The organism is Winogradskyella rapida, assembly GCF_042675845.1.
Lineage (GTDB): Bacteria > Bacteroidota > Bacteroidia > Flavobacteriales > Flavobacteriaceae > Winogradskyella > Winogradskyella rapida.
In genome coordinates, this window is record NZ_JBHTKM010000010.1 from 18,367 (window position 1) to 33,411 (window position 15,045).

A 15,045-nucleotide genomic window follows, 5' to 3' on the forward strand; every position below is an offset into this window, starting at 1 on the left:
ATTGCCACAACAACCCTTAAAAATGAAACAATTCCTGTTTAAAAAGGAATATAGCGTATGAAAAAATTGGCATTACACTGGAAGATTATTATCGGAATGGTTCTTGGAATCCTTTGGGCATTACTATCAAGCACCATGGGATGGAGTGCATTCACCATTAATTGGATTGACCCCTTCGGTACTATTTTTATTAATCTTTTAAAGTTAATCGCTGTTCCGCTCGTTTTATTTTCAATTATAGGTGGTGTCGCTAATATTGGAGACCCTAAAAGCTTAGGTCGTATGGGAGGTAAAACCTTAGGGATTTACTTACTAACCACAATTATGGCTATTTCCTTAGGATTGATTTTGGTTAATGTTTTTAAGCCTGGAAAACTTATTGATGAACAAAGCCGAATAGACAACCGTATTAGCTATGAGATTTGGGCCGACAGTGAAGGTCACGAAATTAAAGACGGTATCAACTACCTTCAAAAACCTGAATTCTTTGAACGTGCCCAAGAAATTTCAGAATTATCTAAAAGCCAGCTTAAAGAGGCTTCCGTAGCCGATAAGATGGAAACCGTAAAATCTCGTAAAGAAACCACACCACTACAGCCTTTAATTGATATTGTACCAAGCAACTTTTTTCATTCCTTATCTAATAATGGATTGATGTTGCAAATTATATTTTTTGCCATCTTCTTTGGCGTTTGTCTTTTATTTATCCCGACAGAGCAATCGCTTCCTGTTTTAAACTTAGTGAACGGGGTGAATGAAGTTTTCCTTAAAATGGTAGATATCGTTATGCAAGGTGCACCGTTTTTTGTTTTTGCTTTGTTAGCAGGTGTTGTAAGTAAAATGGCCGGTGATGATATCGGTAAAGTCGTAGAAATCTTTAAAGGGTTAAGTTGGTACTCACTAACCGTTTTATTAGGTTTATTACTCATGATATTTGTTATCTACCCGTTAATTCTAAAACTCTTTGTTAAAAAAGTTCCTTATAAAGGCTTCTTTAAAGCTATGAGTCCTGCGCAGACTTTAGCTTTTTCAACATCGAGTAGTGCGGCTACACTTCCTGTAACCATGGAGTGTGTTGAAGAGAATTTAGGCGTTAATAAAAAAATAAGCAGTTTTGTGCTTCCTATTGGAGCCACAGTCAATATGGATGGAACGAGTTTATACCAAGCTGTTGCCGTGATATTTTTAGCTCAAATGCACATGATTGATCTTACCATTGGGCAACAAGTTACCGTGGTACTGACCGCTACTTTAGCTTCTGTAGGATCTGCTGCCGTACCAAGTGCCGGACTCGTTATGCTTATTATCGTATTGAGTTCTGTAGGTTTAAATCCGGCTTGGATTGCCATCATCTTTCCTGTAGATCGTATTTTAGATATGTTTAGAACGGTGGTTAACGTCACTGGTGATGCTACTGTATGTTCTATAATTGCCGATGGGGAAGACATGTTAGATTATCACGATCAAAACAATCCTACCGAAACTTTTGATTTAGATTCTTAGAGGACAACCTTTAAGGTTTCAAATTATTTTTTAACTTTAAGAAAAATAATAAAATCGAGCTTTAGCTTGAACCAGAAAGATTAGTGGAAGTTAATGTTAATGTCACCAACAGGAATTACCTACAGCAATAAAGTGTATAAAAACAAGACAAAAGTAGAGGAGAAGGTTATAGGCATAGTAGTGCCTAAAGTATTTGACAGGCTTCAGGCTTTCGACAGATACACACGTTTACATAAAACGATAGAAAATGCCTAACTCCATGTTGCCATTAGTACAAACTCATGTCAGTGTTGATTGGCTTTATGCCAACAACAACTTAGAGCAGCTTGTGGTTCTAGACGCGACCATTAATAAAGTGATTAGCTCGTCTTCTGTACGTATACCCAAAGCGCGATTTTTTGATATTAAACAAAAATTCAGCACCGTTTCTGCGCCATTTCCAAGCACCTTACCGTCTAAAGACCAATTTGAAAAGGAAGCCCAATTATTAGGCCTTAATAAGGATGCTGTCATTGTAGTTTATGATGATAAAGGGATTTACTCGAGCGCACGCGTATGGTGGCTCTTTAAAGTCTTTGGCTTTCAGAATGTCGTTGTTTTAGATGGCGGTTTGCCCGAATGGAAAACACAGGACTATCCTTTAGAGCATTATCAAGAAGAAACCTATCCCTTAGGAAATTTTGAAGCTGATTTCAAGCCTGAGCTTATGACCGATTTTAAAGGTATCCAAGCGTTTCAAAATCAACCGGAAGCCCTAATTATCGATGCGCGCTCTGGAGACCGATTTCATTGTCGGGTAGATGAACCACGCGAAGGACTTCGCCGAGGGACTATCCCTTCATCTAAAAATATACCTTATACTATATTATTAAATGGTTATAAGTTAAAACCTAAAGCAGAACTTCAAGAAATCTTTGCTACTTTAGTGGACACAGAATCCGTGTTAGTGTTTAGCTGTGGCTCAGGCATTACCGCCTGTATTGTCGCCTTAGCGGCCACGATTTGTAATTATAAAAATTTAGTGGTCTATGATGGCTCATGGACCGAATATGGAAGTTTAACATCATAATTAAAAATGAACAGAATAGATTGGACTAGAGACGAGCTCGTCGCTTACATTTTACTTTTCGCTGCAAATGCTGATTTTAAAGAATCAGAAGAAGAACGTCAATTAATTATCTCTAAAGTGGATCCAACCTCATTTAAAGAAATTCATGAGGAATTTGAAGCGGATAATGACTACCAAGGTCTAAAAAAAATAACCGCCAGTTTAGAGCAACACTTATACACCAAAGAAGATATCGACCTTCTTTTAGAGGATATCAAAGCCCTGTTTTTTGCTGATGGCGATTTTGATATCACGGAACAAAACATGCTACGTTGCCTAGAACGTTTATTTAAAACACTATGATGTAAAAGCTTTCTTTTGCTGATATTATCTCTAAATTTAAAGTGAAGTTCTTTTTCATGCCTTTTTAGATGTTTGTAGTATCACGTTAAAGACAGGGATTCACGTGTCTTATATTTGCCCGCAATACACAGCGGGCATCAGTTTAGAAAAGCGCTTTGAAACCTTATTCTGAAGAGGATTCGAAAAAACCATAACCCAAGAGCGACAACACAAATGAAAATCTCAACTTTACCTTAAAAGGGTTAAAATAACCACTACTGCAAACCATTGAATTCTAGTATTCTAAACAAGTTCCGCAGCGCGATTTTCCCTTTTTAGGAGATTAAAAAAGGTTCTAGGTCGATGATTTTTGAACTTGAAAACTGCATATCATAATTATCATCAGTTTCAACGACTATTTTATACGCTCAAGATAGAGGACTCTACATTTGTCCTCAAGAATAGTATGCTATTAACCACTATTATTTATATTTTGAGTTTAAGTTTGAAGTAAAAAAGCCCTTTTCATCACTGAAAGGGCTTTTTTTATTCATTTGTTAACAAGGCTTTTAATCTATAAATTTAGACTGAAGCTCTGGTGTTGGAATCATACAAGAGGCTTTCTTACCATACCAGCGATAACGATTCTTAGCAATATAATCGTACACTAGATTTCTTATAAATGCGGGAATCACTAAAAATATAGCCCCAAGGGCAATAGGAAACCCTAATTTCTTAGCGATTCTTAAGGCCGCTGTCGACTTAGAGTACAACTTATCCTTAAGTGGATTATAAAGCAGTATGGAGTCCGTTTCTTCCGTATCTATATGAAACTTGTCTATGATTTGTTGTCCTATTGCACTATCTAAAGGAGCAAACATAAAAAGGTCCTTTTTATCGTGCTTTATAACAAATAACACACTGGAATTGCAAAGGTTGCAAACCCCATCAAAAAGAACGAGTTGTTTGTTTTTAGGAAGATTTGTCATAGACTTAAAATTCAAATTAACGGTTCAACTTACTTTTTCATAGCCTCAACCAATTCTAACTGATCAAGACTTACATTAGTGGTAAACATTCCGTAATTCACATTAGCCTTACCTTTCTCAATACTATCAATGGTCCCAACTGCACGGCCATCTTGCAACCTTACACGATCATGAACTCTTAATATTGGTTTTGGTTTTTCGGTTTTAACAGCTTTCTTTTTGGCCTCTTTTTTCTTTTTACGGATAATCTCTACTTTTTTCTCCGCTTCGGCTTTAACTTGTTTCTCTTTATGCTTTTCAGCACGTTTTTGTTTCGCTGATACTTTCTTTCGTTTTGAATTTTCAATTTGAACCAATCGGAATAACTCCGCCATTAAGGCTTTCTTATTCTTGTTTTCAAAATACTTATCAGAAATATCGTCAATCTTTTGACCTAAGTAAATTAAGCGCTGATTAGAATCGTAAAGCTCTTGAAAACTCTCTAGTTTCTTCTGAACCTTCGCATTGACCTCCTCGAGCTTATCGGCTTCAGAAATCTTTTTCTTTTCATTTTCCTTTAAGGAACGCTCGGTACGCTCTAGCTTACTTCGTTCTTTCTGAAGTTTGGCAATCGTTGCATCAAACCGGACTTTACCACGCTCAATTTTCTTCTTAGATTTATTAATTAAACTATATGGGATTCCGTTTTTCTGAGCCACTTCAAAAGTAAAAGAACTTCCTGCCTGTCCAACGACAAGCTTATACATAGGTTCTAATGTTTTTTCATTGAACAACATATTCGCATTCTGAATATGTGGCAATTCATTAGCTAATAATTTTAAGTTGGAGTAGTGGGTGGTAATAATACCATAAGCTTCGCGCTCATAAAAAACTTCTAAAAAGGTCTCGGCTAAGGCGCCTCCTAATTCGGGATCACTTCCTGTTCCAAATTCATCAATTAAAAACAAGGTTTCACTATTACACTTCTTTAAGAAATAGTTCATCTGCTTTAAGCGGTAACTATAGGTACTCAGATGATTTTCAATTGACTGGTTATCCCCAATATCACTTAAAATTCTATCGAACAAACACACGTAACTACGCTCATGAACCGGAATTAACATTCCACTCTGAAGCATGGTTTGCAATAAACCTACTGTTTTTAGTGTAATACTTTTTCCACCAGCATTAGGCCCAGAAATAACTATAATACGACTGTCTTTTTCTAAACCAATTGTTTGTGGAAAGGTTTTTTCACCCTTTTCTTTATTATTTAAATAGAGTAGTGGGTGATAGGCATCTCGCAAATGCATACGACGATCAGAGGAGAATTGTGGCAGGATAGCATTCATACGCTCTGCATATTTTGCTTTTGCAGCAATGACATCCATCTGAGTTAAAAACTCTTGATAATCCTTTAAAAGCGGTAAGAACTCCCGAATATAATTCGTTAATTCCTTCAAGATTTTTATAACTTCTTCCTTCTCTTCGTATTCTAAATTATTAAGTTCTCTTGTATGTTGAAGGGTGGTTTCAGGTTCAATATAAACGATACTTCCCGTTTTACTTCCCCCCATAATAGAACCCCGAACTTTTCTACGATACATCGCTTTTACCGCTAGAACACGTTTATTGTCTACTACGGATTCTCGGATATCATCTAAATAATCCAGTTGTTGATAGGTGTGTAATGCCGAAGCAAAACTACTATTGATTTTGCCTTTAAGGGCGTTAATAGAGCGTCTTAAGTCCGCCAAAAGTGGCGAAGCATCATCTTTAATATCACCAAAGCGATCTACAACAACATTAACCTGATCTATAATTTGCGTTTGTACCGGAATGTGTTGTGAAAATTCCTGTAATTTCGGATAATACTCTTTAAATTTTTCTAAAAACTTTAAAATTGAATTCACCGTCAGCGACATACTCACCAGCTTCTGAAGGCTAGATACTTCGAGAAAGGTATTTTCAATTTTAAGCAGCTTTAATTCTTTGGCAATCGTTTCAAAACCATGATTAGGGATTCTATTATCATTTTCAAAAGATGATAGAAATTCATTCACATAGGTCAACGCCTCTTTTAGAGGCGCTTCCGCTTTAAAAGGTAAAATGTCTAAAACCGCTTCTTTACCTAAAGCCGTAAGGGCATGTTCACTAATTTGATCTAAAACGGTAAAGAATTCAAGATCCTTTAAGGTTTTTTCATGAATGTTAATCATGTATAATTTTTAATATTAGAACTACAAAGTTAAACTATTAATATGGCATTATAAATAAGAGGCCACAGCAAGTACAATTAAGGTCACCAGCGTAAGAATCCCAAATAATGGCATGATAAATTTGAGCCATTTACTATAGTTAATTTTGGCAACGGCTAGAGACGCTAATATTAATCCGGTAGGGTTTACTAAATAAAATAAACCTAATCCGTATTGATACGTATTTACTACAATTTCTCGCCCTATCCCAACGGTATCCGCCAATGGAGCCATAATTGGCATGGTTAAAACGGCCATCCCAGAAGAACTTGGTATAAAAAACGAAAGTCCAGAATAGATTATGGTTAAGGTACTAGAGAAAACACCTTTATTCATTCCTGTGGTAAGATCACTCGCGTAATACAATAAGGTATCACTAATAAGGCCATCAGTCATTAAAACGGTAACCCCTCTAGCTATCCCAATAATAAGTGCCACTCCAAGAAGATCACTCGCCCCACTAACGAAGGTTTCTATAAATTCTGTTTCGCTGATTTTAATAACAAACCCTATAATGATAGCCGCAATTAAAAACACCGTAGTCATTTCTACAAACCACCAATCGAGCATAGACACCCCGATAATCATTAAAATAAAAGCGCCTGTAAATAAGGTAAGAGCTAATTTTAACCTCCAATTAAATTTTATATGAGAACTATCCTTTAAACTGAATAGCGCTTCTATTTGCTCTTTTTGATCGTAGATTAAAGATTTTGTAGGGTCTTTTTTTACACGATTCGCATAGCTAATAATATAAGCAATGGTAATACTTAAACACAAGAAGAGCATAAACACTCTACCGTATAATCCTGTTGTCCAATTTATACCTGCAGCGTCACTAGCAATAATGGTTGAAAACGGATTAATTGTAGAACACATCGTCCCAATTGCGGAACCTAAAAAGATACAGGCGACTCCCACAATAGCATCATATTTAGCGGCTAAAAATACAGGGATAAGAATAGGGAAGAAGGCAATGGTTTCTTCCGCAAACCCAAAGGTTGTTCCCCCTAAAGCCACAAGCGTGGTCACCAATACAATAAGCAATGCCTCTCTACCGCGTAAAACTTTAGCCAATTGCGCAATAGCCGCATCAAAAGCACCAGACTTATTGAGAATACCAATTAAGCCCCCGATAATTAACACGAGGAAAATAATATCTGCCGCTTCAATAATACCTTTAATCGGTGATTTTACAAAATCTAAAAAGCCTTGAGGCTGAGCTTCAAGCTTATGGTATGTCCCAGGGATATTAATAGGCTTATAAATATCGCCATTGGTGAATTTTTCAACAGGAATTTTAATATTTAAAGTCTCTAAAGTCCCTTGAGAGGCTTCTAAAGTGGTTTCTTCATCTAAACTTAATCGTGTAAATTTGTTCGTGGAAGCATCATAGCTTAACGTGTCATATTTTCCTGCGGGAATAAACCAAGTTAATAGGGTTACCAAACCTGCGATAATAAAGAGTATGGTTTGTGCTGAAGGAAATTTAAGCGTTTTCATTTTATAAGATTTTGCCTCCAAAGATAAGACTAATAGCCCTTAATTTCTTTTTAAAAATGATTGAAAATTTAGATGAAAGTTGGAGAGAACTTCTACAGGAAGAGTTTGAAAAACCTTACTTTAAATCGTTAATGGACTTTGTAAAAAGTGCCTATGCTAAAGAATTGTGTTTCCCTGAGGTCCATTCAATTTTTAACGCCTTTAACCACTGTAAATTAGACCAACTCAAAGTGGTTATAATTGGCCAAGACCCGTACCATGATGTTGGGCAGGCCAATGGGTTGAGCTTTTCGGTAAATGATGGTATAAAACATCCACCATCTTTAGTTAATATTTTTAAAGAAATTGAACAAGATCTAAAACTTCCGTACCCAAAACATGGTAATTTAACCCCTTGGGCTGACCAAGGTGTATTATTGCTCAATGCGACGTTAACGGTAAAAGCACACCAAGCAGGTAGTCACCAAAAACAAGGTTGGGAACAATTTACAGATGCGGTAATAAAAAAGATAAGTGCTGAAAAATCTAAGGTGGTTTTTCTTTTATGGGGTGGTTATGCTAAAAAGAAAAAGAAACTTATTGATACCAATAAGCATTTTGTTTTAGAGAGCGGACACCCTTCGCCTTTAAGTGCCAATAGAGGGTATTGGTTTGGAAATAAACACTTCAGTAAGACTAACTCCCTGTTGCAGCAAGTTGGGGACGTTTCAATTGATTGGGAACTAAAGTAGGTTCCTGCTCAACCTTTTTTAAAGCTTTATGCTTCTCTGCGACCGTTTTAGTGGTTTTATTACAGCTAAAAATTAACAGTATAAAGTTAAGTACCACTAAAGAAGATAAAATTAATGCAATGGTGAGAATCATGTTGATTTGAACGTGTTTGATTGATGGTTCTGTTAATAACTTTAACAAATGTAACCATTTTTTTCAAAATTTCAAATAAATCCCATAATCAGCATAATTCTAAATGAAAATATATCAGCAACTTAGGGTTTATTTTACGTATAAAACAAACCCATCTAATTACATTATCAAATTCTTAAAATAAATCTAAATTTTATGAATTAATTCAGAATATGGTACTTTTTCAGAAATAATATTTAAATCGAAAAGCTGATTTTGTACATGACTTAAAGTGTCTTCACTCATCACCTCTTGCGACCATTCTGTAAGTGACAACCATTCTTGTACATCGTCTAACTCTTGCTCGTAACGATTTGCAATCGTTTTATCAATACTAGGAATAGATTTAAAATCTGAAGTCGTATTATTAATAATCTCTAATATTGTTTTCAAATCTTCCGGATGCTCATCAATAAATTCTTGTCTTACAGCAATCACAAAACAAGGCCAAGGGGAGGGGCAATTGTCAATTCTTCTAAAAACACCATTATCCACTAAAGGTTTTGTGGTAAATTTCTCCCACATAAAATAATCAGCCTCCTCATCGGTTAAGCCTTTTATAGCCCCGTCAAGATTTTTTATGACTTCAAAATTTAAGTCCTCTTCTAAATCCCAAGCATGATTCTTAGCATTAATATAAGCCATAAGGTGTGATCCCGAGCCATAACGACTAATGGCAGCACGTGTTCCTTTTATGTCTTCAACGGATTTAAATTTTGAATCTGCAGCCACATGAATTCCCCAAATCAACGGTGTTTCTACAAAGGTCTGCACAATTTTAGACGGATTCCCTTCAATAATATCTTTTACAATTCCTTCGGTTAAAATCACCGCCATATCAATTTCACCAGAACGCAAAGCCTTGGTCATTGCGCCGGTTCCTCCTGGATAATCCTTCCATCTTAGGTTAATGTCTTTATCTTTATATTCCCCATTTTTCAGGGTTAAATACCATGCTAAGTTAAAGTGTTCCGGTACTCCACCGATGTTTACTTTATTCATATTTTGCTGAACTTAATTCAGTGATGTTTCTTAAGAAGGGTAAGGTTATTGTTGCAGTGTTTTAAATAGTAGCAATACGCTCTAAAGCGTAAGAAATTAAATGATCAACCGTTTTTTTAGGGTCTACACTAAAATCACCATTCGCTCTATTGGCTATAATGGCGTTTAGAGATAGAGCTTCATGACCTAAAAGTTTAGATAAACCGTAGATGACAGAGGTCTCCATTTCAAAATTAGTAATTCTATACGTTTTGTACGCAAAGTTATCTAATTTAGAGTTGAGTAGGGGGTCTTTAAGCGGTAAACGTAATACACGACCTTGAGGTCCGTAAAATCCACCGGCTGTTCCCGTCATGCCTTTAAACATATCAGGACCTTCAAAATGTTTCTCTAAGGTTTTACTGTTATTAATAACAATAGGTCTCGCTTTATTTTGATCCCATTCTGTATGAGCCATAAACGCCTCTTCAACCTCAGGATTAGAAATACCGTCTATTTGGTAGAAGTGTAGCATTCCGTTAATATCTAAACCATGGGTGCTTATTAAAAACGCATCCACAGGAATATCGCTTTGCAAGGACCCTGAAGTTCCTATTCTTATAATATTAAGACTGGTTAACTCTTCTTTAGGTTGTCTTGTTTCTAAATCAATATTAACTAGAGCATCAAGTTCATTAAGGACAATATCTATATTATCTGGACCAATCCCTGTAGAAATCACGGTTAGGCGCTTTCCCTGATAGTATCCTGTTTGGGTTTTAAATTCGCGTTTTTGCGTAGAAAATTCAACACTATCAAAATGTTTGGTAATTTTCTCTACACGATCTTGATCCCCTACAAATATGATGGTATCTGAAATATGTTCTGGTTTTAAATTAAGATGGTAAACGCTACCATCAGGATTTAAAATAAGTTCTGAGTTTTTAATTGGCATTAAATATCGTTTTAATAAGTCGGTTTTTATCTTCGCTAAACTGATATTCTAGACGATTTACACCGCCGTAAATCATATCATTATTAATTTCTTTAGCAAAGTTATGTTGTTGAAGCAAAGCCATATGTCCTTTTCTATTGAGTACAATTTGGTCTTCTGTAAGGGTGTAAAATAGCGCTAATGCCTCAATTTTTAAATTTAACTGCATATCGCTGTAACCATAATAGCCCTGGTAATTTAAACAGTAGCCTAAAAGGTGATTTTTAGACTTTATGGTATGATCTTTAATAAGATTAAGAATATTGTATTCTATATTACCTAAACCACTTTTTTGATGCGGAAAGCGCTCTAAATGAGCTTTTAAGCAATTGCTCATGTATTTAAAGTTCGATTCCTCTACAATATAAGGCTTAAAAATATTATGATCTTTACCACAGTAGGTACGCCATAAGGCAATAGCCATATCTATATCTTTTTGCGTTAAACGCACTTTATTTTTGTAGTGTGTTTTAAGTTGCTCTGGACTCAACTCTGTTAAGCCCTTTAAACTTTTTTCGCCTTTTACACGCCCACTACAAATAAGATAGAGTGGCTTATCTATTTCTTTTTGATGAATAAGGTTTATGACTCCTAATAGGTTGATATGACAATATAAATCGTAATCAAACCAAAGGTTAATTTCTGAATACTGGGAGACATCATCTAATTTAGAAAGCTCTTTTCGTAATTCTAACTTATCCACTTCCACATGGTAGTATTTCTTTAAAAATGCCACCCTAAGCTCTAAAAATTCATCAGAATCTATTTTTGGAATCGTTGGTCCTTCACCTAACATCTCTTGCCAAGTGAGCATATCATCTTTAAAATCGAGTTCTTTTAAATAATCGGTAAGATGATTCCCATTGGTAATATGCAAACATTGTTTTTCCATAATCAGCCTCCTACGCGCTTTACGTTAAAGCCTTTTTCTTTAAGTAGTGTCATTATTCTGTCGCGATAATCTCCTTGAATAATGATTTTATCATCCTTAAAACTTCCACCAACACTTAGTGTCGTTTTCAGTTCTTTTGCTAATTTCTTAAAATCTTCAGTAGCTCCTGTATAGCCTTCCAGAATGGTAATAGGCTTACCTTTTCGCTTTTCGTATTTGCAGATTATGGGGTCGTCTTGCAACCACAAATTAGATTCCGTTTCTGCCGCCTCCTCAGTGGGGTCTGGCGTGTGGTCTGGAAAAAGGTTTTTAAGTTGATCTTGTAAATCCATAAATTACGTTTAAACTTTAATTCAAAATATAAGCCTCTGTGAAGTGAGATAACGACAGAGGCTTTACAATGTACTAAAATTATTTTTTAATCAATCCTAATTCTATCAAACGCTCATTTAAAAACTCACCAGCGGTAATATCTTCAAATTGCTTAGGATGCTCATCATCAATACAGCTTTCTAAAACATCAAGTTTCATTTCGCTAATAGGATGCATAAAAAATGGAATTGAATAACGCGACGTCCCCCAAAGTTCTCTTGGCGGATTAATAACACGGTGTATAGTAGATTTCAACTTGTTATTAGAGTGGCGCGATAACATATCGCCAACATTAATCATTAATTCATCGGGCTCTGCAATAGCATCAATCCACTCACCATCATGTCGTTGCACTTGCAAACCACGACCTTGAGCCCCCATTAACAAAGTAATCAGGTTAATATCGCCATGCGCTGCTGCTCGTACCGCATTTTTAGGCTCTTCGTGAATTGGTGGATAGTGAATAGGTCTTAAAATAGAATTCCCATTATGAATATAATTATCAAAATAAGTCTCCTCTAAATTAAGATATAACGCTAAGGCACGTAAAACATACTTTGCCGTCTTTTCTAGCATTTGGTACGTTTGTTTACCAACTTTATTAAATTCTGGAAGTTCTTTAACCTCTACATTTTCGGGATATTGTTTGCGACGCTCTTCATCATCTTCTACATATTGACCAAAATGCCAAAACTCTTTTAAATCGCCTTCTTTCTTTCCTTTAGCACTTTCTTTTCCAAAAGAAACATAACCACGTTGCCCTCCAATACCTGGAATTTCATAGCCTTCCTTTACATCTAAAGGTAAATCGAAAAAATTCTTTACTTCTGAATATAAATTATCTACCAAAGAATCATCTAAAAAATGTCCTTTTAAAGCTACAAAACCGATGTCTTCGTATGCTTTTCCTATATCATTAATAAATTTTTGTTTTCGCTTAGGATCTTCAGAGATGAAATCCTTTAAATCTACACTAGGTATTCTATCCATGGGATAATTATTTATTTTTTATCAATATACAAATGTAATAATAATAGTGGTACAAAATGCTATATGCGTTTAGAGACTATTTAAAGCCTAATTTTAATTATTGCAGCAATTTTAATTACATTTGAAAGACAACTCAATCCTATTTTATGGCTTCCATTTCAGAAAGTAACATTGCGTATAATAAAAAAGATTTAGACGATAAGACCTTATTAAAACTCTACTATAATATGCTTAAACCGCGCCTTATAGAAGAAAAAATGCTTATCCTATTACGGCAAGGTAAAATTTCTAAATGGTTTTCTGGGATAGGGCAAGAAGCCATTTCTGTTGGTGTTACTATGGCACTAAAATCAACAGAGTACATTTTGCCAATGCATAGAAATCTAGGTGTTTTTACAACCCGAAAAATTCCTTTGCATCGTCTATTTTGTCAATGGCAAGGTAAGTTAAGTGGTTTTACTAAAGGTAGAGATCGCTCTTTTCATTTTGGCACACAAGACTATAAAATCGTGGGAATGATCTCTCATTTAGGTCCCCAAATGGGAGTTGCAGACGGGATTGCCTTAGGAAATCTACTGAAGAAAAACGGCCAGGTTACCGCCGTATTTACCGGAGAAGGAGGGACCAGCGAAGGGGATTTTCACGAAGCCTTAAATGTCGCCTCTGTATGGCAACTCCCCGTAATATTTTGTATTGAAAACAATGGCTACGGATTATCTACACCAACCGAGCAGCAGTACCGTTGTGAGAATCTTGCCGACCGCGGTAAAGGTTACGGCATAGACGCTTATATTTTAGATGGAAATAACATTTTAGAGGTTTATACAAAAGTTAAGGAATTAGCCGAAAGCCTCAGGAAACGCCCACGACCTGTTTTAATTGAATTTAAAACGTTTAGACGAAGAGGACATGAAGAGGCTAGTGGCACCAAGTATGTTCCTGAAGCCAAAATGAAGGCTTGGGAAGCTAAAGACCCTATCGATAATTTTAAAAATTTTCTATACACGGAAGGGATTCTTACTCCTGAGATTGAAGCGCAATACGAAGCCCAAATAAAGACTGAAATCACAACAGCATTAACTTCAGCCTATGCTGAATCCAACATCACACCTAATGAAAGTAATGAATTAAATGATGTCTATAAAGAATTTAATTATCAAGACATTAAACCTAACCTAAAAGTAGAAGAACTACGTTTTGTAGATGCCATTTCTGAAGGCCTAAAACAATCCATGGAGCAACACAATGACCTTGTTATTATGGGGCAAGATATTGCCGAGTATGGCGGTGTTTTTAAAATTACGGATGGTTTTGTTGAAGCCTTCGGAACGGACCGTGTGCGCAACACGCCCATTTGCGAATCGGCCATCGTAGAGACCGCTATGGGTTTGTCCATTTCAGGCCTTAAATCTGTAGTTGAAATGCAGTTTTCCGATTTTGTAACTTCGGGTTTTAATCCCATTGTAAATTACTTAGCAAAATCACATTACCGCTGGGCACAAGCTGCCGATATTGTGATAAGAATGCCTTGTGGCGGTGGTGTTGCCGCAGGCCCCTTTCATTCACAAACCAATGAAGCATGGTTTACTAAAACACCAGGACTTAAAGTGGTTTATCCCGCCTTTCCTTTTGACGCCAAAGGCTTATTGACTAGCGCTATAAACGACCCCAATCCGGTACTGTTCTTTGAACACAAGGCCTTATACCGAAGTATTCGCCAAGACGTACCTACGGATTACTACACCTTACCTTTTGGTAAAGCTTCGATTTTAAAAGAAGGCGAATCCGTTTCTATTATAACTTACGGAGCAGGGGTTCATTGGGCCTTAGAAACTCTAGAAAAACATCCCAATATTTCTGCAGATCTTATTGACTTAAGAACCTTACAACCTTTAGATTCTAATGCCATTATAGCCTCGGTAAAAAAGACCGGACGCGCCATAATATTACAAGAAGATTCCTTATTTGGCGGTATAGCTAGTGATCTTTCAGCCTTACTCATGGAAACCTGTTTTGAATATTTGGACGCTCCTGTAAAACGCATTGGAAGTTTAGAAACACCAATTCCCTTCGCAAGCCAGCTGGAAGACCAGTATTTAGGGAAACGAAAATTTGAAAAAGCCCTTATTTCGCTATTAGCCTACTAAGGATTCATAGACGCTAAACTTATTTTAGTAGACAAATACACTTATTAAGTATAAAATATTAAGAAATTATTAAGAATTCTTTTATTTTAGTGCGATAAAAATTAACTCTTTGTTCTCAATGCGGTAACATTAGTGGCTATTCAG

General features: G+C 36.0%; 13 protein-coding genes. 5 read left to right on the forward strand and 8 right to left on the reverse strand.

Annotated elements, in window-relative coordinates; genetic code table 11:
* Positions 1–57 precede the first annotated feature (57 nt).
* The 3 genes from ACFQ13_RS01980 (at position 58) to ACFQ13_RS01990 (ending at position 2,914) form a co-directional block, all read left to right on the forward strand.
* Entirely contained in the window at positions 58–1,503 is a 1,446-nt protein-coding gene (locus ACFQ13_RS01980) for a dicarboxylate/amino acid:cation symporter (protein ID WP_386113469.1), read from the forward strand.
* A 247-nt stretch (positions 1,504–1,750) separates the two neighbouring features.
* Entirely contained in the window at positions 1,751–2,572 is an 822-nt protein-coding gene (locus ACFQ13_RS01985) for a sulfurtransferase (RefSeq protein ID WP_386113471.1), read from the forward strand.
* 6 nt (positions 2,573–2,578) lie between these two features.
* Positions 2,579–2,914, forward strand: coding sequence for a TerB family tellurite resistance protein (locus tag ACFQ13_RS01990; RefSeq protein WP_386113472.1), 336 nt, complete (start codon positions 2,579–2,581; stop codon positions 2,912–2,914).
* A gap of 548 nt (positions 2,915–3,462) precedes the next feature.
* Here the strand turns inward: ACFQ13_RS01990 and ACFQ13_RS01995 are convergent.
* Genes ACFQ13_RS01995 through ACFQ13_RS02005 form a run of 3 tightly spaced genes read right to left on the reverse strand, consistent with a single transcriptional unit; the run spans position 3,463 to position 7,622 of the window.
* Positions 3,463–3,882 carry a thiol-disulfide oxidoreductase DCC family protein gene (locus ACFQ13_RS01995; protein WP_386113474.1) on the reverse strand — a complete coding sequence of 140 codons (420 nt, stop codon included), beginning with the start codon at positions 3,880–3,882 and terminating at the stop codon, positions 3,463–3,465.
* A 29-nt stretch (positions 3,883–3,911) separates the two neighbouring features.
* Entirely contained in the window at positions 3,912–6,080 is a 2,169-nt protein-coding gene (locus ACFQ13_RS02000) for an endonuclease MutS2 (RefSeq protein WP_386113476.1), read from the reverse strand.
* A gap of 48 nt (positions 6,081–6,128) precedes the next feature.
* On the reverse strand, positions 6,129–7,622 hold the full coding sequence (locus ACFQ13_RS02005; protein WP_386113478.1) for a YfcC family protein: 1,494 nt from the start codon (positions 7,620–7,622) through the stop codon (positions 6,129–6,131).
* A 56-nt stretch (positions 7,623–7,678) separates the two neighbouring features.
* On the opposite strand from ACFQ13_RS02005, the gene ACFQ13_RS02010 reads away from it, so the two are divergent.
* Positions 7,679–8,353 (forward strand): uracil-DNA glycosylase, encoded by a 675-nt coding sequence (locus ACFQ13_RS02010; protein WP_386113480.1) that lies wholly within the window; start codon positions 7,679–7,681, stop codon positions 8,351–8,353.
* Between the two features lie 319 nt (positions 8,354–8,672).
* Here the strand turns inward: ACFQ13_RS02010 and ACFQ13_RS02015 are convergent, their stop codons facing one another.
* From ACFQ13_RS02015 to ACFQ13_RS02035, 5 genes are all read right to left on the reverse strand, one after another.
* Complete coding sequence (locus ACFQ13_RS02015; protein WP_386113482.1) at positions 8,673–9,527, reverse strand: substrate-binding domain-containing protein; 855 nt, start codon at positions 9,525–9,527, stop codon at positions 8,673–8,675.
* Between the two features lie 61 nt (positions 9,528–9,588).
* Positions 9,589–10,461 (reverse strand): nucleoside phosphorylase, encoded by an 873-nt coding sequence (locus ACFQ13_RS02020; protein WP_386113484.1) that lies wholly within the window; start codon positions 10,459–10,461, stop codon positions 9,589–9,591.
* Complete coding sequence (locus ACFQ13_RS02025; protein WP_386113486.1) at positions 10,451–11,392, reverse strand: DUF1835 domain-containing protein; 942 nt, start codon at positions 11,390–11,392, stop codon at positions 10,451–10,453. Before ACFQ13_RS02025 ends, ACFQ13_RS02020 begins: the two co-directional genes overlap by 11 nt.
* Before the next feature lie 2 nt (positions 11,393–11,394).
* Positions 11,395–11,724 (reverse strand): translation initiation factor, encoded by a 330-nt coding sequence (locus ACFQ13_RS02030; protein WP_386113488.1) that lies wholly within the window; start codon positions 11,722–11,724, stop codon positions 11,395–11,397.
* Between the two features lie 79 nt (positions 11,725–11,803).
* Complete coding sequence (locus ACFQ13_RS02035) at positions 11,804–12,754, reverse strand: isopenicillin N synthase family dioxygenase (RefSeq protein WP_114310210.1); 951 nt, start codon at positions 12,752–12,754, stop codon at positions 11,804–11,806.
* Between the two features lie 146 nt (positions 12,755–12,900).
* On the opposite strand from ACFQ13_RS02035, the gene ACFQ13_RS02040 reads away from it, so the two are divergent.
* Positions 12,901–14,901, forward strand: a complete 2,001-nt coding sequence (locus tag ACFQ13_RS02040; protein WP_386113490.1) for an alpha-ketoacid dehydrogenase subunit alpha/beta — start codon at positions 12,901–12,903, stop codon at positions 14,899–14,901.
* The last annotated feature ends 144 nt before the right edge of the window (positions 14,902–15,045 follow it).

Bases quoted from the DNA above. Each gene is read 5' to 3' on its own strand.
- ACFQ13_RS01985 (WP_386113471.1), top strand. From the start codon at position 1,751: ATGCCTAACTCCATGTTGCCATTAGTACAAACTCATGTCAGTGTTGAT.
- ACFQ13_RS02030 (WP_386113488.1), bottom strand. From the start codon at position 11,724: ATGGATTTACAAGATCAACTTAAAAACCTTTTTCCAGACCACACGCCA.
- ACFQ13_RS01995 (WP_386113474.1), bottom strand. From the start codon at position 3,882: ATGACAAATCTTCCTAAAAACAAACAACTCGTTCTTTTTGATGGGGTT.
- ACFQ13_RS02000 (WP_386113476.1), bottom strand. From the start codon at position 6,080: ATGATTAACATTCATGAAAAAACCTTAAAGGATCTTGAATTCTTTACC.
- ACFQ13_RS02025 (WP_386113486.1), bottom strand. From the start codon at position 11,392: ATGGAAAAACAATGTTTGCATATTACCAATGGGAATCATCTTACCGAT.
- ACFQ13_RS01990 (WP_386113472.1), top strand. From the start codon at position 2,579: ATGAACAGAATAGATTGGACTAGAGACGAGCTCGTCGCTTACATTTTA.
- ACFQ13_RS02005 (WP_386113478.1), bottom strand. From the start codon at position 7,622: ATGAAAACGCTTAAATTTCCTTCAGCACAAACCATACTCTTTATTATC.
- ACFQ13_RS02020 (WP_386113484.1), bottom strand. From the start codon at position 10,461: ATGCCAATTAAAAACTCAGAACTTATTTTAAATCCTGATGGTAGCGTT.
- ACFQ13_RS02010 (WP_386113480.1), top strand. From the start codon at position 7,679: ATGATTGAAAATTTAGATGAAAGTTGGAGAGAACTTCTACAGGAAGAG.
- ACFQ13_RS01980 (WP_386113469.1), top strand. From the start codon at position 58: ATGAAAAAATTGGCATTACACTGGAAGATTATTATCGGAATGGTTCTT.
- ACFQ13_RS02035 (WP_114310210.1), bottom strand. From the start codon at position 12,754: ATGGATAGAATACCTAGTGTAGATTTAAAGGATTTCATCTCTGAAGAT.
- ACFQ13_RS02040 (WP_386113490.1), top strand. From the start codon at position 12,901: ATGGCTTCCATTTCAGAAAGTAACATTGCGTATAATAAAAAAGATTTA.
- ACFQ13_RS02015 (WP_386113482.1), bottom strand. From the start codon at position 9,527: ATGAATAAAGTAAACATCGGTGGAGTACCGGAACACTTTAACTTAGCA.